Origin of the sequence: Mesoflavibacter profundi, assembly GCF_014764305.1 — a bacterium.
GTDB lineage: Bacteria > Bacteroidota > Bacteroidia > Flavobacteriales > Flavobacteriaceae > Mesoflavibacter > Mesoflavibacter profundi.
This window is the reverse complement of the sequence record NZ_CP061703.1, coordinates 1,079,247-1,097,655: the sequence shown is the minus strand read 5'-3', so window position 1 is coordinate 1,097,655 and position 18,409 is coordinate 1,079,247. Positions and strand designations below refer to the sequence as shown.

The window sequence follows — 18,409 nt, the reverse complement described above, 5'->3', positions numbered from 1 at the left end:
CGCTAGATTTATATTTTAATGCTTATTATAAATTAGAGTTGTATTTTTGCAACTTAAATTATTGTAGATGAAAAAAGGAGTACTTTTAGTAAACTTAGGATCACCCGATAGTCCAAACCCAAAAGATGTAAAAACATATTTAGGCGAATTTTTAATGGATCCACGTGTTATAGACGTGCCAAAATGGGCAAGAACCTTGCTTGTAAAAGGTATAATATTAAACACTAGACCAAAACAAAGTGCCAAAGCCTATCAAAAAATTTGGTGGGAAAATGGATCGCCTTTAATTGTTTTAAGTGAGCAATTACAAGAAAAAGTACAAGAACAATTAGATATTCCTGTTGGATTAGCCATGCGTTATGGTAGCATGACGATAAAAAAAGGCTTACAAGATTTAGTTGATAAAGGTGTGGAAGAGGTGTTTTTAATTCCGCTTTATCCGCAATTTGCTATGGCTACCACAGAAACGATTTTAGTCTTAGCTGAAGAAATTAGGCAACAACATTTTCCTAATTTAAAAATTGAAAGCTTACCAGCATTTTACAATAAACCAGAATATATTAAAACCTTAGCAGAGTCTATAAAATCTCACTTACAAGGTAAAAACTACGAGCATCTATTGTTTTCTTATCATGGTGTTCCAGAACGTCACATTAGAAAAAGTGATATCACCAACGGACATTGTAAACCAAGTGATATAGTAGACTGCGCATGTTGTAAAGTACCAAGTAAAGCGCATGAGTTTTGTTACAAACACCAATGTAAAGAAGTAACACGGTTAGTTGCAGAGTATTTAAATTTAGAAGAAGGAACATATTCTACATCCTTCCAGTCTAGATTAGGATTTGATCCATGGTTACAACCATATACAGACAGAACCATTGAAAAATTAGGACAAAGTGGTATAAAAAATATGGCAATTGTCACACCAGCTTTTGTAAGTGATTGTCTAGAAACTTTAGAAGAAATCGCTATGGAAGGTGAAGAAATTTTTCATGAAGTTGGTGGTAAAGAATTTACAACAGTACCTTGCTTAAATACAGATCAAAATTGGGTAAATAATCTAGTAAGTTGGATTAATAATTGGTCTAATGCCAATCAAAACGCTTAAATGAAACAAAGTAATTCTGCTAATCTTGGCACAGAAGCAATACCAAAGCTTTTGATTAAACAAGCTGTACCTGCATCTATAGGTATTCTTGTTATGTCGCTTAATATTTTAGTAGATACAATATTTGTAGGGCAATGGATAGGATCTATTGCAATTGCGGCTATAAATGTTGTGCTTCCTGTTTCGTTTTTTATTGCAGCTTTAGGGATGAGTATTGGTGTTGGTGGATCGTCTATCATATCTAGAGCTTTAGGAGAAGATAATTACAAAAAAGCGCTACGCGTTTTTGGTAATCAAATTACTTTAACACTGTTGTTTACAATAGTTTTTGTGGTATTTGGTTTGTTGTTTGTAAATCAAATAATACCAGCTTTTGGAGGTAAAGGTGATATTTTTGAACCCGCAAAAATCTACTATACTATTGTATTGTATGGTATTCCTTTTTTAGCACTTTGTATGATGGGTAACACCGTAATACGTGCAGAAGGAAATCCCAAATTTGCAATGTATGCTATGCTTATCCCATCTTTGGGTAATCTTTTTCTGGATATTATATTTATTAAATTTTTAGACTTAGGAATGGCTGGTGCTGCTTGGGCAACAACTGGATCGTATTTATGTTGTTTTGTTTATATTTTATGGTATTTCTATTCAAAATATTCAACGTTAAAAATTCAAGCCAATCAATTTAGGTTAGACAAGCCTATAGTTTCAGAAATAGCTAGTCTTGGTTTTGTAACCTTATCTAGACAAGCTGTGGTTAGCGTAACCTATTTATTTTTAAATAATATTTTATACAAATTAGGAGGAGAAAACTCTGTTACAGCTTACGCTATTGTAGGACGTATGTTAATGTTTGCATTATTTCCTGTGTATGGTATTACTCAAGGGTTTTTGCCAATAGCTGGTTTTAATTACGGAGCAAAAAATTACCAACGTGTTAAGCAAACCATTTATACAGCAATAAAATATGCTGTTATTTTAGGGACTTTAGTGTTTATACTTTTAATGGTGTTTCCAGATTACATAACAAGATTGTTCACAGCAGATCAAGAAGTTTTAAAACAAACACCTAACGCAATGCGTTGGGTTTTTGCGGTTACGCCAATAATAGCAATACAGTTAATTGGTGCAGCTTATTTTCAAGCAATTGGTAAAGCAGTTCCTGCATTATTATTAACATTAACTCGTCAAGGTTTTATTTTTATACCTTTACTTTTAGTTTTGCCTAATATGTTTGGTGAGCTTGGAGTATGGCTTAGTTTTCCAATTGCAGATATTTTATCAACTTTAGTAACCGCATATTTTTTATATCGCGAAGTAAAAAATAACCTAACAAAACCGTCTAATGGAGTATTATAATTACATTAAATCACTACACTTAATATTTGTTGTTACTTGGTTTGCAGGTTTGTTTTATATTCCGCGTTTGTTTGTATATCAAATAGAAGCTTTTTATAAACCATCGCCAGAAAAAGAAATTTTAGGAAAACAATTAAAATTAATGGCAAAACGGTTATGGTTTATCATTACTTGGCCAAGTGCAATCTTAGCAACACTATTTGCTGTTTGGTTACTTGTTTTACAGCCTTTTTGGCTGGAACAACCTTGGATGCATGTAAAACTTACATTTGTAGTTTTATTGTTTCTTTATCATTTTAAAACGCACGTTTATTACAAGCAATTACAAAAAGATATTGTTAAAAAGACATCTAATTTTATGCGACTTTGGAACGAAGGCGCTACATTTATTCTCTTTGCTGTTGTGTTTTTAGTGATTTTAAAAAGTGCCATAAATTGGGTATTTGGAGTAATAGGAATTATTGTATTAGGTGTGTTATTAATGCTTGGTTTTAAAATTTACAAACGCATTCGCGAAAAAAATCCTAACGCTTAAAACCTTATTCCTATTTTGGTTTGATTATTGCTATATTTAAGGAATGAAAATCGCAAAACTTTCTCTTCGTGTACGCATATTTATAGCAATGATTTCTTTAGTGCTATTAGCTTCCATATTAATAGCATTGGTTGCAGCATATCAATATAGAGAAGAAACTCAAGATTATCATAAACAACGTTTAGAACGTAAAGAAACTAGCATAAAACGTCACATTAATTTTGTTATTAGAGAAACGTCTTTTGAAGTTGTTCCAGAGAAAATTCCTTTCATTTTTAAAGAAGAAATCTATAAAATAGCAGACGTACATGGATTACAAGTTAATTTATATGATTTAGAAGGAACGCTATTAATTTCGTCTAAAGCAGCATTGCCACAAGATGTAAAAGAAAAATGTTTAGATGCCGAAATTTTAAATATTTTAAACTCTACAGTAGACCATCGATATGTCCAAAAAAGAGATGTAAAAGGACAAAGTTTTAGGTCGTCTTACACTTACATTACAGATCAAAAGTTTAAGCCTTTAGCGATTTTAAATTTACCATATTTAGAAAATGACGATTTTTTATCTCGCGAGTTAAATGAATTTTTCGAGCGTTTAGGTTACACCTATATTTTAATGCTAATTATAGCAGTAATACTAGCGTTTTTAATATCTAAGTATATCACCAAATCACTAAAAACAATTAGTGAAAAAATTAAGCAGATTAGATTAGAAAAACGAAACGAAAAAATTGTCATAAAATCTTCTTCTTCTGAAATTGATACACTGGTAAAATCTTACAACAGTATGCTAGACGAGCTTGAAGAAAGTGCTGTAAAATTAGCAAGAAGCGAACGTGAGCAAGCTTGGCGCGAAATGGCTAAACAAGTAGCGCACGAGATTAAAAATCCGTTAACGCCAATGCGATTAACAGTACAAAGTTTTCAAAGAAAATTTAATCCAGAAGATCCAGATATACACCAAAAATTAGACGAGTATAGTAAAACTCTAATTCAGCAAATAGATACTATGAGTTCTATAGCTAGTGCATTTTCCAATTTTGCAAAAATGCCTGCTCAACAAAACGAACAATTAAATGTTGTAAAAATTATAGACTTAGCGTTAGATATTTTTAACGAAGATTACATAGAATTTTTACCAGAAAAAGAAGAAATTATTGCAAAGTTAGATCGTACACAGTTAATACGTGTAGTTACCAACTTAGTAAAAAATGGTATACAAGCCATACCAGAAGGTAAACAACCAAAAATAGTGGTACAGGTATTAGATTTAGATACAGAAGTACAAATTAATATATCAGATAATGGATCTGGTGTATCAAAAGAGAATCAAGATAAAATTTTTGAACCTAAATTTACCACAAAGTCAAGCGGTATGGGATTAGGATTAGCAATGGTAAAAAACATTGTAGAAACCTACAAAGGAAACATTACCTTTGTCACTCAAGAAAACACAGGAACAACGTTTAGCGTTTTGTTTCCTAAAGGATAAAAAACATTTCTATTATGAATTTTGAAAATATATTAAGTACAACCAATCAAGGTATTACTACCATTACAATTAACAGACCATCAAAGTTAAATGCTTTAAATAAAGCAACCATAGAAGAGCTTCATCAAGCTTTTAACGCAGCAAATCAGGACAAAGACACTAAAGTGATTATAGTTACTGGTAGTGGCGAAAAAGCTTTTGTTGCTGGTGCAGATATTAGTGAGTTTGCTAATTTTGATATAGAAAATGGCGGAAAATTAGCAGCCAAAGGACAAGAAATTTTATTCGATTTTGTTCAAAATTTAAGTACACCTGTAATTGCAGCTGTTAACGGTTTTGCACTTGGTGGCGGATTAGAATTAGCTATGTCTGCTCATTTTAGAATAGCAAGTGATAATGCAAAAATGGGCTTACCAGAAGTAAGTTTAGGTGTAATTCCTGGTTATGGTGGTACACAACGCTTACCACAATTAATAGGTAAAGGTCGTGCTATGGAAATGGTAATGACTGCAGGAATGATAGATGCACAAACTGCGTTAAGTTATGGTTTAGTAAATCACGTGGTAACTCAAGACGAATTATTGCCTCTAGCAGAAAAAATTGCTGGAAAAATTATGAAAAATTCTAGCGTAGCTATTGGTAAAGCTATACAAGCGGTTAACGCAAATTACAAAGATGGCGTAAATGGATTTGAAGTAGAAATTGAGCAATTTGGAGCTTGTTTTGGTACCGAAGATTTTAAAGAAGGTACAACAGCATTTTTAGAAAAAAGAAAAGCAGATTTTCCTGGTAAATAAACAGTAAAATTAACTGCATAAAAAAAGTGAGCCTAACAAGCTCACTTTTTATTTTTCAACTAAATCTAACTAACTAGAAGTTAAATTTCTTTTCAAATACTCTACCTTCAGTGGTGAATATTAATTTGTAATTCCCTTTTTCATTTTCAGATAATTTATAAATCTTTTCAAGAGAAACAGCATCTGTTAACTTATCTTCATGTATAAGTTCGAAGTTGCCAGTATTGTTTTTGTCAAATAATAATTCGATGTTTAATGGTGACTTGTCTAATGATAATTGAGACACTAAAACTAAATTGTCTTTAACTCTTACAGATGGTTTGTAAACAATAGTTTCTTTAGCTTTTTCAAAAGTAACTTGATTGTAAATCACATTAAACGGTATTGTGTGAATTGCTAAATCTTTATTTAATTCAAAATAATAATTACCATCTGGTAAAGCAGTTAAATCAAATACTTTGTGGTATAAACCTTTTTTAGTTATTCTCTCTTTATAAATAACAATATTGTTGTTGTCTATAATAGATAATTGTTGTCCTTGATCTACATTTTTAATAGTAACCGTCGTTTTTTCTGCATTTGCATTAACGCTAAATGTCTTGTCTTCGTTTGCAACACTTAAAGTAGTAATTAATACAGCAACTACTAAGGCGCTTTTTTTAATTAGATTTTTCATAATTTTTCTTTTTTATGAGGGTTATGATGCAAATGTATGCCCAAAGCTAACCTTAAAAAACATCTATATTGGTCAAAATATATACTATTTTAACCTCAATAAGTGCTACGAAAACGATATAGGTTAATATAGTATATTTCTGAGGTAATTTGGTATAGATTATAAAAAGTAAATATTGTAAATTTGCTATCTAATTAAACGACTTTAATTAAGTGTTACAAAAACCAACATTTGAAAAAATTACACCAGACTTTGGAAGTTCTATTACAGCTGTACAAAAAACAAAAAAGCGTAAAAGAAGTGATGCATTTTGGCATTTTCATCCAGAGATAGAGTTAGTTTATGTAAATAAAGGTAAAGGGAAGCGTCACATTGGAAGTCATTTATCCTATTTTAATAACAGTCAATTAATATTAATTGGTTCTAATTTACCTCATAATGGATTTACAGATCGATTAACATCTAAAGGTAAAGAAACATTAATTCAATTTAGACCAGAGTTTTTGGGTGATCAATTTTTTAATATTCCAGAAATGGCTAGCATTGCTATTTTGTTAGAAAAAGCAAAAAAAGGAATTTTATTTAAACCAGAAACTAAAAAGATAGTAGGACCAAAGATAGAAAAGTTGCCAAAACATAATGGTCCAAAACGTGTAATTAAACTATTAGAAATATTACACTTATTATCTCAAGCCAAAGATTATGTTATTTTAAATGCAGATGGTTATGCTTTTGAAACTCAGCCACAAGACAGTTTAAAAATTGATAAAATATTTAAACACATTAATGCAAATTTTCAAAATCATATAAGTTTAGAAGAAGTTGCAGACCAAGTTAGTATGACAGTTCCTGCCTTTTGTAGGTATTTTAAAAAAGCAACAGGAAAAACTTTTACGCAATTAGTGAATGAATATAGAGTTGTACACGCAACAAAATTGCTGTTAGAAAGTAAAATTAGTATAACCGATATTTGTTTTGAGTCTGGATTTAATAACTTTTCTCATTTTAATAAAATCTTCAAAGAAAATACAGGTAAAAGCGCTTCGCATTACAGAAGCGAAATGCAACATCTTATAGGTTAATCAAACATGATGTTGATAATTAATTTGTAAAATGATTAATTACGAATTTATGTTTTGTAATTTTACAAAAAATTATAAAATATGTTGAATAATTCGATTAAAAAAGGACGTGGCGCGCAGCAAAATATAAGCAATCGTTTTTTTGAATTGTCACATGAAATTAGAGCCGATTTTTTAGAGTATTGTGAAAAAGAAGGCGAATTAGCAGATAATGACAAAACACAATATTTAGAAGTCTATCCAAAAACCATAGTAAATAAAGTAAAATCTCCAGATGTTGGTATGTCGTATTCTATGAATATGTATCAAGGTTGCGAGCATGGATGTATTTATTGTTACGCAAGAAATAGTCATGAATTTTGGGGCTATAGCGCAGGTTTAGATTTTGAAAGACGTATTCTGGTAAAAAAAAATGCACCACAATTATTAGAAACTATTTTAAAAAAGAAATCTTGGAACGCGCAAACCATAGTTATGTCTGGCAATACAGATTGCTACCAACCAGCCGAAAAGCAATTTAAAATAACCAGAAAATGTTTAGAGTTATTTTTAAAATACAAACATCCAGTATCTATAATTACTAAAAATGCGTTGGTTTTAAGAGATTTAGATCTTTTAAAAGCATTACAAAAAGACCAGTTAATAAGTGTAAATATTTCGATTACATCTTTATCAGAGCAAACACGACGTGTATTAGAACCAAGAACAGCTACCATAAAAAAACGACTTGAAACTGTAAAAATTTTAAGCGAAAATAATATACCTGTTAATGTTATGTTGGCACCAATAATTCCATCTATAAACAGTCATGAAATTTTACCATTAGCAAAAGCAGTAAGTGAAGCTGGAGCATTAAGTATTGGACACACTATAGTAAGGCTTAACGGTGCAATTGGGCAAGTATTTACAGATTGGATACAGAAAAAAATGCCCGATAAAGCAGAGAAAGTACTTAATCAAATTAAAGATTGTCACAACGGAAATTTAAACGATTCTAGATTTGCAACTCGCATGAAAGGTGAAGGTAATATAGCAAAACAAGTTTCAGATTTAATGCAATTAGCTAAACTTAAATATTTTAAGGATAAAGCAATGCCAACATTAAATACAAACCTACACGAAAGTTATAAAGACGGACAATTAAAGTTATTTTAAACTACTTCTCACCATGCCATTCAGCATAAAACTGCTTTAAAAAATCGACCATGTAATTGTGTCTTTCTTCAGCAATTTTACGACCAGTTTTGGTATTCATTTTGTCTTTTAACAATAATAATTTTTCGTAAAAATGATTTATACTTGGTGCAGTAGATGCTTTATATTCGTCTTTTGTAAGGTTTAAATTAGGTTTAATATCAGGATTGTAAAGTGCTCTATTTTTAAATCCACCATAATTAAAGGTACGTGCAATACCAATAGCACCAAGCGCATCCAAACGATCTGCGTCTTGTATCACTTCTAATTCTTTAGACTTAAATGCATCAGTCTTATCTATATTAGAACTAAAAGACACGTTTTCAATAATTTTAATAACGTGATTAATTACTTTGGTAGATACGTTTTGTTTCATTAAAAATTCTCCAGCTATTTTAGGTCCAATAGTATCATCTCCATTGTTAAATTTGCTGTCTGCAATGTCGTGTAATAAGGCACCAAGTGCAACAACTAACTCGTCTACCGTTTCACCTTTACTAATTAATAACGCATTCTTGTAAACACGTTCTGTATGAAACCAATCGTGTCCGCCTTCAGCATCTTTTAAAGTGGTTTTTACAAAGGTTTTAGTAGCTTCAATAATTTGATTATTTTTCAAAAGTGATGGCGTTTTTAATGGTGTTTTCAGTGGTTTCAATAAGTGTTTGAGTATCGAAATCACTCACCTTTAATGGTTTATGAATCGTATATTTTAGACGGTAACCAATTCCCATAGGAAATTTCCCGTAAATCAATGTTTTCCAGGAATTATTTATCGTAACAGGGAAAATATATGCATTTGGTGCATGCTCAATTAATGTGGTTAATCCACGAGTTTGAAATGGTTTTGGTTGTCCATCACGACTACGCGTACCTTCAGGAAAAATAACAACTCCACGATTATGAGTTTCTATATAGTTTGCCATTTCTTTAATCTTACTAAGTGCTTGTTTGGCGTCTTTACGATCTATTAAAACCGATCCGCCATGTCGTAGATTATAAGATACACTTGGTAAACCTTTACCTAATTCCTTTTTGCTAATAAACTTAACATGAAAACGTCTCATAAACCAGATTATTGGCGGAATATCGTTCATGCTTTGGTGATTAGCCACAATAATTACTGGAACATTTTTAGGTAAATCGCTTGGCACTTTAAACTGATAGCTACAGCCTAAGAAATGCAAGCAACGTGTCAAGCAAAAATTAAGATAATCTACACTTTTTTTATGCGTTTGATAGCCAAACACATTAAAACAAAACCATTGTATTGGATGAAAAACAAGTAAGCTTAACCCAAAAAATAGGAAGTAAATACAAGTTAACGGATAAGCTAAAAGTTTTCTCATTTGTAGTGATTTTTAAGTTTCAAAAATAAAAAAACCACGATAAAAAATCGTGGCTTTTAAATAATACTTTATCGTTATAAAGGCTTAGCAATGCTCGTTATAAGCATCCATAAGGTTTTGAGCAATAAGTTCTGCTGGTCTACCTTCAATATGATGTCTTTCTAACATGTGTACTAATTCGCCATTTTTAAAAAGCGCCATACTTGGTGAGCTTGGAGGAAACGGTACCATATGTTGTCTAGCAACATTAGTAGCTTCTTTATCAACACCAGCAAAAACCGTAACCGCATAGTCAGGTTTTTTAGGATTGTTTAAACTCATTTTTGCTCCTGGACGTGCGTTAGCAGCAGCACAACCACAAACCGAATTTACAACTACTAACGTTGTACCTTCTTTTGCTAATGCAGCTTCTACAGCTTCAGGTGTATGTAATTCTTCAAAACCAACGTTTGTTAAGTCTTCGCGCATTGGTTTTACTAATTCTGCTGGATACATATTTATGAAATTTTTTTATTTATAAATCTATTCTGTGCAAAGATAAACAAAAACCATGCAAAAGTTATTTTGGCGTTACCTGATAACACCTATGGTGTCATAAGGTCAGGCTATCGGCAGTCGCGCTTTGCAAGGCGCTCCAACAAAGCCTCTATCCTTAACGCGTCTTATCTGCCAAAACCAGTAACAAAACCAACAAAAAGTATACTTACAAAGTGTTATATTTACAACAAAAACAAATTAATGAGCGGATTAAAATGGATTGGTGCCACTTTAGGATGGTCTTTAGGTGGACCAATTGGTGCAATAATCGGATTAGCATTAGGTAGTATTGGCGACGCATTTGCAGATGGTAAAGGAACTTTGTTAGGTGACGGACAACCAAAACAACAAAGACCAAAATACAGAACACGACCAGATTACCGTACACAACAACAAAAAAGAGCGCAAACAACATCAGGAGATTTTGAAGTTAGTTTACTAATCTTAGCTTCTGTAGTGATAAAAGCAGATGGTAGTCAAGACCAACGTGAGCTTGATTATGTTCGTATGAAGTTTGTAGAAATGTATGGCAAGGACAGAGCTAACAAAGCCTTTAGATTATTTAAACAAATTAATAATCAAAGTATAAATACGCGTCAAGTTTGTTTGCAAATCAAAACTATGATGGATCATGCAGCGCGTTTACAACTGCTTCATTTTTTATTTGGTATCGCACAAGCAGATGAGATTGTTATAGATGAAGAAGAGCGTCAAATCTATACCATTGCAGGTTATTTAGGAATTAGCAGTCGTGATTATAATAGTATAAAAGCGATGTTTTATAATCAATCAGATAATGCGTATAAAATTTTAGAAATAGATAAAACTGCAACTGTAGACCAAATAAAAAGAGCGTATCGTAAAATGGTGATGAAATATCATCCTGATCGTGTAGAGCATCTTGGCGACGAACACAAACAAGGCGCAGAAGCGAAGTTTAGACAAGTACAAAAAGCTTACGAACAGTTACAGAAAGAACGTGGGTTTTAATTTGTCTTCCTGTGATTAATATAGAAGTCAACTTTTCAATTTTTTTAATATGAAATATAGCATTGCTCTTTTATTTTTTATTTGGAGTGTTTCAAGCACAGCGCAAGATATTTCTGGCGTGTACCTTTTGCATACAAATTCTGAACAATTTGAATTAAAGCGTACCTTAACGTTACATCAAGACGGAACTTTCAGCTTTCATAATTATAAAAGAGATGAAAACGGAATACCTAAAGAAACCAACACTTACGGTAAAGGACATTGGCAAATAGATAAAAAGGTTGTTTCTTTTTCATCTACATCTTTAGACGATACTTTCACTTTAGATTTTAATGAAACTAAAGCAAGATACATATCTAAATCACCAAGAGACACATCGGATAGAGTTATTAAAACAGCCTTACGTTTTTATCAATCTAACTTGTTTTGGGTAAAAGGTATGACTTTAGAAAAACAATAGAATTACTTTAAAGTATAACGCATCCCAAAAAACACTCTAATTCCTTGGTTTGGTGCATAGACATAAGATGGGTCAAAGGTTAATGCATAAGGGTTATCTGGTGTTGCAACAACATTACCATTATTATCAAATTGAACATTCTCGTCAAAAGGATCGTTTGCTCTAGCAATGATAAAAGGGTTGCCTTTATTTGGTGTCCAGTCTAGTAAGTTTTTTACGCCACCATAAATGTCAAGGTTTTTAAACTTATCGTAGGTTAATTGTATGTTTTGTATGCTCCAAGTAGGCGAGTAGTCTTGTCTTGGATCTAAATCGCCTAAAGTTGGTAAACGCATTGGTCCATAAACATTACCCGTATAATCAATGGTTAGATGCGTTGGATAATGTTTATATGATATTCCCCAAGTTCCTGTAAAACGTTCGGTTAAAATTTGTCGTGTCGTTATGTTGTTTTCAGTTTGGGTAACATCTTGTACTGTCGCACCAATATTTGCTTTAAAACCTGTTGCAAAAATAGCATCAAAGTTTAAGCTTAACCCTTTAGAAACAGAATGTCCATCTAAATTATCGTAAATAATTTGATTAGGATTAGTATCATAATCTGGTAAAATGGCATTAGTAAAATAAGTATACCAAGCCGAAGCATCTAAAGTGAAAATCATACCTTTTTTAGTGTAAAATTTCTTTAGATAGTTAAGGTTAATATTGTACGATTGTTCTGGATCTAAAGTTTCTTCAATTATTACATCTCTTGCACCAGTTAATGCAGCATGATCTTCGGTAAAAAGGTTTACAACTCTAAAACCTGTTCCTGCATTTAGTCTAATAATATCGTCTTCGGTTGGTTTGTATTTGTAAGCAATACGAGGTGTTAGAATAGATCCATGTCGGTTATCATAATCATATCTTAACCCAAACAATAAATTTTGTTTGTCGTTTAGCTTAATTTCATCTTGAACAAAAAGAGAAGGTATGGTAACTTCATCTGCATTTAAAGTCGCTGTTGTATTGTCGTTATAATAGTTGTATCGTAACGCTGCACCAAATAATAAATCGTGATTTTTTAAAGGTTTATCCCAAACCAATTGCGTAAAACCAATACGTTGTTTTGCTAAGTATGGCGTATCTCCATATACTGAGTTTTGGTCATGATCAGAATATGAAAATTGCAGATTGATATGCTCATTAACTGGTAATTGATACTTACCTAAAATTTCAAATCGGCTAGTGTAAATGCTTTCGCCGTAAACTTCGTTTCCACCACGAAAACTTTTATTCCATTGTAATTCGCCGCCATATCTATCTTCATAAAAATAACGTCCAGCAATAGAAAATATGCGGTTATCTTGTCGTTTAAAATCCCATTTATTAAATATTGAAATTCGGTCTTGAAGCGTCAAATCTGTAAAATTATCGTTGTTATTATCTATTGGATTATCATATTTAAAGTAGTTAGTTCCAAACAGTAACGTTGCTTTTTCGCCAACTTTTGCTTTAAAACCAGCGTCAACATTAAGTTCGCCCCAAGAATTTATAAAACTATCTGCAAAAACCGTTGGCGCATTCTCTGGACTTTTTGTGATAATATTTATTAATCCACCAACTGCTTCGCTACCGTATAAAGAAGATGCAGGACCTTTAACAATTTCGACTTGTTCTATTAAAGAGTTTGGTATACCAGATAAACCATAAACAGTAGATAAACCACTAACTATCGGCATACCATCTATCATTACTAAGGTGTATGGACCTTCAAGTCCGTTAATGTGTATATCGCCAGTATTACACACATTACAATTAAGTTGAGGTCTTACACCGTTTACGTTTTGCAACGCTTCAAAAATATTTGGAGTTGGGTTTTTTTTGAAAAATGTTGGCGTATACACTTCTACTGGAACAGCACTTTCTAATCGGTTTACCGCTTTTAATGTTCCAGAAACTACGACTTCATCTAAAGATTGGTCATTTATAAGTTGAAATGATAGGTTTTTAAAGTTTTTATCAACTGTAATTTGTTTCTTTTCAGTTTTAAAACCAACATAAGATGCAACAATTGTATAATTGCCACTTGCGATGTTTTTAATTTCGAAATAACCGTTTTCATTTGTTGTAGTTCCAATTTTGGTGTTTTCCAAATAAACGTTAGAGTAAGGTATACTTCCGTTTTCTGAAGAAACTGTACCAGAAATTGTATATGTATTTTGAGCTACACATATTACAGAAAAAAGAGATATTAAGAGCGAAACTAGCTTCATTAGTTAATTATTTTTATGCAAATATAAACATATTTTTAGTCTTGTCTAAAAATATGTTTTTGAATATAAAAATTTGTATCTTTGTTTATCTAAAAATGAACTAGTGACTTTATCTGAAGAGAATTATTTAAAAGCAATTTATCATCTTGGTAAGCATGGTACAACAGCAGTAAGCACCAATGCAATTGCAGAGCAAATGGAGACCAAAGCGTCTTCTGTAACCGATATGGTTAAAAAATTAGCCGAAAAAAACTTGGTAAATTACGTAAAATATCAAGGTGTTAGCCTAACAAAAGATGGTAAAATTGTAGCGACTTCAATTATTAGAAAACATAGACTTTGGGAAGTGTTTTTAGTGCAAAAGCTTAATTTTACTTGGGACGAAGTGCACGATGTAGCAGAGCAATTAGAGCATATTAAATCTGATAAATTAGTCAATCAATTGGATGCGTTTTTAGAGTTTCCTACGCATGATCCGCATGGAGATCCAATTCCGGATAAAAACGGAAATATGGTTACAAGAGAAAAAACAATTTTATCTAAAGTAAACATTAACAGTGTTGGTGTTTGTGTTGGTGTAAACGATTCTTCATCAGATTTTTTAAAATATCTAAGTAAACATAATATAGCCTTAGGAACTTCTATTGAAGTGGTTGGAAAAGAAAAGTTTGACGACTCTATGACTATAAAAATTGAAGACAAAACACTTCAAATTTCTAAATTAATTTCAAATAACATTTACATAAAACTAGTATAAATGGATAGTATTGTACAATATTTTGAGTCTATAGACCCAATTTTAGGAGCGTTGTATGCATCGTTATTCACATGGATAGTTACAGCTGCAGGAGCTTCTTTAGTATTTCTTTTTAAAGGAATGAATAGAGCTTTGTTAGATGGTATGCTAGGTTTTACAGGTGGCGTTATGGTTGCTGCCAGTTTTTGGAGCTTATTAGCACCAGGAATAGAAATGAGTCCTGGCGAAGGATTTGTAAAAGTGATTCCTGCTGCGGTAGGATTTGCTTTAGGCGCATTATTTATTTTTGGATTAGATAAAGTATTACCGCATTTACATATCAATTTTAAAGAAAGCGAAAAAGAAGGCGTAAAATCTCCTTGGCACAGAACAACCTTATTAGTATTAGCAATTGCATTACATAACATACCAGAAGGTTTAGCAGTTGGTGTGCTTTTTGGAGGCGTTGCTGCAGGAATACCAGAAGCTAGTATTGGTGGCGCTGTTGCTTTGGCATTGGGAATTGGAATACAAAATTTTCCAGAAGGTTTAGCTGTTTCTATGCCATTAAGACGTCAAGGCGTAAGTAAGTTTAAAAGTTTTTGGTATGGACAGATGAGTGCAATTGTCGAGCCTATTTTTGCAGTTATTGGTGCTGTTGCAGTTACCTTTTTTATTCCAATTTTACCTTATGCATTAGCTTTTGCTGCAGGCGCTATGATTTTTGTAGTTGTAGAAGAAGTCGTGCCAGAAACACAAAGAGATAAATATACAGACATAGCAACCCTTGGATTTATTGGTGGATTTATTGTCATGATGACCTTGGATGTGGCTTTAGGATAAGTTGGCAAGATTTTGGTTATATTTATCATATTGACAACATGTTAAGCTAATTTTTATGAAACTATTTTATTTTGCCTTAATACTATGTTTTAGTGCTACTGTTAAAGCACAAGACTCTATTGCAATAGCAGTAAAAGCACCAAAAATTGTAACTAATTTAAAGTCTGGAAAAGCCTTTAGTTATGAAGATGTTGAGGTGAAATTTATAAAAGTGATTTCAGATTCGCGTTGTCCAAAAGATGTTACTTGTGTTTGGGCTGGAAAAGCAGAAGTTTTAGTGTCTATTTTAAAACAAGGAAAAGTCCTAGAACAAAAAACCATCACGATAACACCTTATGCTAATCTAAAAAATCCAATAGTTGTTGATCAGTCTTCAGCTAAATACTCTATAGAAGGTGTAGATTTATTGCCTTATCCTGTAAGTACTAGTAAAACAAAACCTGAAGATTATGTGCTTCAGTTACATGTGATTGATTAGTTAATTACAACCACAATTGTCACTTCCACATGCCTTTTTTGTTTTCTTTTTAAAGAAGTATTTTTTTATTAAAAAGTATAGTGCAAAGCCAAAGGTTAAAAAAACTAATATATTTTGTAACGTATTCATTTTATTTTAAAAATTGAAAAGCTAGTAAAGCAGTAATATAAGCAATTGACGTCATAATTACAAGCTGTAAAACTGGCCACTTCCAGCTGTTTGTTTCTCGTTTTACAATTGCCAACGTACTCATACATTGCATTGCAAACGCATAGAATAATAATAAAGAAATACCAGATGCAAAATTAAATAATGGTCCGCCAAGTATTGGATTTACTTCACCTGCCATTCGGTTTTTTATAGTGTCTTCATCATCATTACCTACGCTATAAATGGTCGCTAATGTACCAACAAACACTTCGCGAGCTGCAAAGCTACTTACAATTGCTATCCCTATTTTCCAGTCGTAACCTAAAGGTCGTATTACAGGTTCTATTGCGCGACCTGTTAATCCTATAAAAGAATGTTCTAATTTATGAGATGCTATTTTTTGGTCTAATTCGTCTTGAGATAAATTTTGCGACGCGTATTCGGTTTTTATAATGTCTTCAGCATTATTAAAGTTTTCTCCAGGACCATAAGACGCTAAAACCCAAAGAATAATTGAGATCGCTAAAATAATTTTACCAGCACCAAAAACAAACGACTTTGTTTTTTCTAATACTGTTAATCCAACATTTTTAAATAATGGTAATTTGTAGTTTGGCATTTCTACTACAAAAAACGTTTTACTTTTAATTTTTAGCACCTTATTTAAAATGTATGCCGAAATAATTGCAGTACCAAAACCTAGTAAATACAACAACATTAAGGTTAATGCTTGGTAGCTTAAACCTAAAAATCGTCCTTCTGGAATCACTAAAGAAATGATAATTAAATAGACAGGTAATCTAGCCGAACACGTTGTAAAAGGTGTTACTAAAATGGTGATTAGACGTTCTTTCCAGCTTTCTATATTACGAGTTGCCATAATTGCTGGAATGGCACATGCAGTTCCAGAAATTAGTGGGACAATACTTTTACCGCTTAGTCCAAAACGTCGCATAATACGATCCATTAAAAAAACCACACGACTCATGTAACCACTTTCTTCTAGTATAGCTATGAAGAGAAATAAAAATGCGATTTGCGGAATAAAAATAACAATACCGCCAAGTCCAGAAATAATACCTTCGGCTAATAAATTAGTAAATGCGCCTTCTGGTAATGTGTTTTTAACCCAATCACTAAGACTAGCAAACGTACTATCAATAAAATCCATTGGTACAGCAGACCAATCGTATATTGCTTGGAAGATTAGCAACAAAATCATAAAAAAGATGGCGTATCCAAATATTTTATGAGTTAAGATACGGTCTAATCTTGTACGTAAATCTTTAGCCTGACTTGCATCTATGGTTTGTCCAATTTTTAAAGTGTTATTAATAAATTGGTAACGTTTTATGGTTTCTTTTTGCTGTAAACGTTTTAAATCACTTTTAGATTTGGTTTTAAAACTAGCAATAGCTTCAATTTCGTTTCTATCAGTTTTTCCGAAATTAACATCTTGAGTAATCACCAACCATAATTTATAAAGTAATTGGTTAGGAAAAGCTTTGCGTAGTTTGTCAAAGTAATCAGAATCAATCTCAGACGCATGTAAGCAAGGTGTTGTAGAAATGTCTTTGTAATTAGAAATTAGATCTTTTAAGCCTTCTATACCTTGTTTTTTTCTTGTGCTTATTAAGGCAATTTTGGTATTTAACTCTTGCTCTAAATAAGGAATATCTAAAGAAATACCTTTGTAACTCATCCTATCTGCCATATTAATCACAAGGATGGTTGGAATTTCTAAATCTTTTATTTGTGTGAAAAGTAAAAGATTTCGTTTTAAATTTTCTACATCACTTACTACTACAGCAACGTCAGGAAAATCTTTGTCGTTTTTATTTAAAAGAAGTTCGATAACTACATTTTCGTCTAACGAAGATGCATTAAGACTATAAGTTCCTGGTAAATCAATGATGTGCGCTTTAACGCCTCTTGGTAATTTACAGATACCTTCTTTTTTTTCAACAGTAATTCCTGGATAGTTTCCAACTTTTTGATTTAATCCTGTTAAGGCATTAAAAACAGAAGTTTTACCTGTATTAGGGTTACCTATTAAAGCGACATTAATTTGCTTACTCATACCGTTTCTTTTTCAATTAAAATATGAATAGCAGTTTCTTTTCTAATTGCCAGATGACTACCGTTAATGTTTAAATACATTGGATCTGCAAAAGGCGCTAATTGAACCAATTGAACACTATTACCGGGCAAACATCCCATTTCTAAAAGTTTTAGAGGAATATGTTTAGAAGAGACATCTATTATAGTAGCGATTTCTCCTTTTTTTAATGTGTCAAGTGTATGATTCAAGCTTATTTAGATTGATTTTAAAGAAGCAAAAGTAATGGAAAATTTTAGC

19 protein-coding genes are annotated in these 18,409 nt (G+C 31.9%); 12 read left to right on the top strand and 7 right to left on the bottom strand.

Features of this window, described 5'->3' with window-relative positions:
- Positions 1-67: 67 nt before the first annotated feature.
- Genes hemH through IFB02_RS05025 form a run of 5 tightly spaced genes read left to right on the top strand, consistent with a single transcriptional unit; the run spans position 68 to position 5,300 of the window.
- The gene (gene hemH / locus IFB02_RS05045; RefSeq protein ID WP_191073091.1) at positions 68-1,111 is read left to right on the top strand and encodes a ferrochelatase; all 1,044 of its coding nucleotides are present in this window, start codon (positions 68-70) and stop codon (positions 1,109-1,111) included.
- Positions 1,112-2,473, top strand: a complete 1,362-nt coding sequence (locus IFB02_RS05040) for an MATE family efflux transporter (RefSeq protein ID WP_106687977.1) — start codon at positions 1,112-1,114, stop codon at positions 2,471-2,473.
- Complete coding sequence (locus IFB02_RS05035; protein WP_106687976.1) at positions 2,460-3,008, top strand: CopD family protein; 549 nt, start codon at positions 2,460-2,462, stop codon at positions 3,006-3,008. Before IFB02_RS05040 ends, IFB02_RS05035 begins: the two co-directional genes overlap by 14 nt.
- A 43-nt stretch (positions 3,009-3,051) precedes the next feature.
- Complete coding sequence (locus IFB02_RS05030; protein WP_106687975.1) at positions 3,052-4,503, top strand: sensor histidine kinase; 1,452 nt, start codon at positions 3,052-3,054, stop codon at positions 4,501-4,503.
- Positions 4,504-4,517: 14 nt separating this feature from the next.
- A complete protein-coding gene (locus IFB02_RS05025; protein ID WP_106687974.1) occupies positions 4,518-5,300 on the top strand; it encodes an enoyl-CoA hydratase/isomerase family protein in 783 nt (260 codons plus the stop codon).
- Positions 5,301-5,373: 73 nt separating this feature from the next.
- Here the strand turns inward: IFB02_RS05025 and IFB02_RS05020 are convergent, their stop codons facing one another.
- The gene (locus IFB02_RS05020) at positions 5,374-5,976 is read right to left on the bottom strand and encodes a hypothetical protein (RefSeq protein ID WP_106687973.1); all 603 of its coding nucleotides are present in this window, start codon (positions 5,974-5,976) and stop codon (positions 5,374-5,376) included.
- Positions 5,977-6,188: 212 nt separating this feature from the next.
- Between IFB02_RS05020 and IFB02_RS05015 the strand changes: the two genes are divergently transcribed.
- Both IFB02_RS05015 and IFB02_RS05010 read left to right on the top strand, forming a co-directional pair.
- The gene (locus IFB02_RS05015; protein ID WP_106687972.1) at positions 6,189-7,058 is read left to right on the top strand and encodes an AraC family transcriptional regulator; all 870 of its coding nucleotides are present in this window, start codon (positions 6,189-6,191) and stop codon (positions 7,056-7,058) included.
- An 81-nt stretch (positions 7,059-7,139) separates the two neighbouring features.
- Entirely contained in the window at positions 7,140-8,213 is a 1,074-nt protein-coding gene (locus IFB02_RS05010) for a PA0069 family radical SAM protein (RefSeq protein ID WP_106687971.1), read from the top strand.
- Between the two features lies 1 nt (position 8,214).
- Here the strand turns inward: IFB02_RS05010 and IFB02_RS05005 are convergent, their stop codons facing one another.
- From IFB02_RS05005 to IFB02_RS04995, 3 genes are all read right to left on the bottom strand, one after another.
- A complete protein-coding gene (locus IFB02_RS05005; protein ID WP_106687970.1) occupies positions 8,215-8,871 on the bottom strand; it encodes an HD domain-containing protein in 657 nt (218 codons plus the stop codon).
- On the bottom strand, positions 8,861-9,601 hold the full coding sequence (locus tag IFB02_RS05000) for a lysophospholipid acyltransferase family protein (protein WP_106687969.1): 741 nt from the start codon (positions 9,599-9,601) through the stop codon (positions 8,861-8,863). Before IFB02_RS05000 ends, IFB02_RS05005 begins: the two co-directional genes overlap by 11 nt.
- A gap of 84 nt (positions 9,602-9,685) precedes the next feature.
- Positions 9,686-10,096, bottom strand: coding sequence for a BrxA/BrxB family bacilliredoxin (locus IFB02_RS04995; protein WP_106687968.1), 411 nt, complete (start codon positions 10,094-10,096; stop codon positions 9,686-9,688).
- A 243-nt stretch (positions 10,097-10,339) separates the two neighbouring features.
- Here IFB02_RS04995 and IFB02_RS04990 point away from each other — a divergent pair, with 243 nt between their 5' ends.
- Positions 10,340-11,128 (top strand): DnaJ domain-containing protein, encoded by a 789-nt coding sequence (locus IFB02_RS04990; RefSeq protein WP_106687967.1) that lies wholly within the window; start codon positions 10,340-10,342, stop codon positions 11,126-11,128.
- 49 nt (positions 11,129-11,177) lie between these two features.
- Positions 11,178-11,588 (top strand): hypothetical protein, encoded by a 411-nt coding sequence (locus tag IFB02_RS04985; protein WP_106687966.1) that lies wholly within the window; start codon positions 11,178-11,180, stop codon positions 11,586-11,588.
- A gap of 2 nt (positions 11,589-11,590) precedes the next feature.
- Here IFB02_RS04985 and IFB02_RS04980 read toward each other — a convergent pair whose 3' ends face one another.
- The gene (locus tag IFB02_RS04980; protein ID WP_106687965.1) at positions 11,591-13,843 is read right to left on the bottom strand and encodes a TonB-dependent receptor; all 2,253 of its coding nucleotides are present in this window, start codon (positions 13,841-13,843) and stop codon (positions 11,591-11,593) included.
- A gap of 103 nt (positions 13,844-13,946) precedes the next feature.
- Between IFB02_RS04980 and IFB02_RS04975 the strand changes: the two genes are divergently transcribed.
- The 3 genes from IFB02_RS04975 to IFB02_RS04965 are packed head-to-tail and all read left to right on the top strand — an operon-like array spanning position 13,947 to position 15,900.
- On the top strand, positions 13,947-14,600 hold the full coding sequence (locus IFB02_RS04975) for a metal-dependent transcriptional regulator (RefSeq protein ID WP_106687964.1): 654 nt from the start codon (positions 13,947-13,949) through the stop codon (positions 14,598-14,600).
- Positions 14,601-15,422, top strand: coding sequence for a ZIP family metal transporter (locus tag IFB02_RS04970; RefSeq protein ID WP_106687963.1), 822 nt, complete (start codon positions 14,601-14,603; stop codon positions 15,420-15,422).
- Positions 15,423-15,477: 55 nt separating this feature from the next.
- Positions 15,478-15,900 carry a hypothetical protein gene (locus IFB02_RS04965; RefSeq protein ID WP_106687962.1) on the top strand — a complete coding sequence of 141 codons (423 nt, stop codon included), beginning with the start codon at positions 15,478-15,480 and terminating at the stop codon, positions 15,898-15,900.
- Positions 15,901-16,030: 130 nt separating this feature from the next.
- Here the strand turns inward: IFB02_RS04965 and feoB are convergent, their stop codons facing one another.
- A complete protein-coding gene (feoB, locus tag IFB02_RS04960) occupies positions 16,031-18,130 on the bottom strand; it encodes a ferrous iron transport protein B (RefSeq protein WP_106687960.1) in 2,100 nt (699 codons plus the stop codon).
- Positions 18,127-18,360 carry a FeoA family protein gene (locus IFB02_RS04955; protein ID WP_106687959.1) on the bottom strand — a complete coding sequence of 78 codons (234 nt, stop codon included), beginning with the start codon at positions 18,358-18,360 and terminating at the stop codon, positions 18,127-18,129. Before IFB02_RS04955 ends, feoB begins: the two co-directional genes overlap by 4 nt.
- Between the last annotated feature and the right edge of the window lie 49 nt (positions 18,361-18,409).

What these genes read in the sequence shown, in the direction of transcription:
- IFB02_RS05040 (WP_106687977.1), top strand. Translation starts at nt 1,112, where the DNA reads ATGAAACAAAGTAATTCTGCTAATCTTGGCACAGAAGCAATACCAAAG.
- IFB02_RS05035 (WP_106687976.1), top strand. Translation starts at nt 2,460, where the DNA reads ATGGAGTATTATAATTACATTAAATCACTACACTTAATATTTGTTGTT.
- IFB02_RS04990 (WP_106687967.1), top strand. Translation starts at nt 10,340, where the DNA reads ATGAGCGGATTAAAATGGATTGGTGCCACTTTAGGATGGTCTTTAGGT.
- IFB02_RS04965 (WP_106687962.1), top strand. Translation starts at nt 15,478, where the DNA reads ATGAAACTATTTTATTTTGCCTTAATACTATGTTTTAGTGCTACTGTT.
- hemH (WP_191073091.1), top strand. Translation starts at nt 68, where the DNA reads ATGAAAAAAGGAGTACTTTTAGTAAACTTAGGATCACCCGATAGTCCA.
- IFB02_RS05025 (WP_106687974.1), top strand. Translation starts at nt 4,518, where the DNA reads ATGAATTTTGAAAATATATTAAGTACAACCAATCAAGGTATTACTACC.
- feoB (WP_106687960.1), bottom strand. Translation starts at nt 18,130, where the DNA reads ATGAGTAAGCAAATTAATGTCGCTTTAATAGGTAACCCTAATACAGGT.
- IFB02_RS05010 (WP_106687971.1), top strand. Translation starts at nt 7,140, where the DNA reads ATGTTGAATAATTCGATTAAAAAAGGACGTGGCGCGCAGCAAAATATA.
- IFB02_RS05000 (WP_106687969.1), bottom strand. Translation starts at nt 9,601, where the DNA reads ATGAGAAAACTTTTAGCTTATCCGTTAACTTGTATTTACTTCCTATTT.
- IFB02_RS04970 (WP_106687963.1), top strand. Translation starts at nt 14,601, where the DNA reads ATGGATAGTATTGTACAATATTTTGAGTCTATAGACCCAATTTTAGGA.
- IFB02_RS04985 (WP_106687966.1), top strand. Translation starts at nt 11,178, where the DNA reads ATGAAATATAGCATTGCTCTTTTATTTTTTATTTGGAGTGTTTCAAGC.
- IFB02_RS05020 (WP_106687973.1), bottom strand. Translation starts at nt 5,976, where the DNA reads ATGAAAAATCTAATTAAAAAAAGCGCCTTAGTAGTTGCTGTATTAATT.
- IFB02_RS04995 (WP_106687968.1), bottom strand. Translation starts at nt 10,096, where the DNA reads ATGTATCCAGCAGAATTAGTAAAACCAATGCGCGAAGACTTAACAAAC.
- IFB02_RS05030 (WP_106687975.1), top strand. Translation starts at nt 3,052, where the DNA reads ATGAAAATCGCAAAACTTTCTCTTCGTGTACGCATATTTATAGCAATG.
- IFB02_RS04980 (WP_106687965.1), bottom strand. Translation starts at nt 13,843, where the DNA reads ATGAAGCTAGTTTCGCTCTTAATATCTCTTTTTTCTGTAATATGTGTA.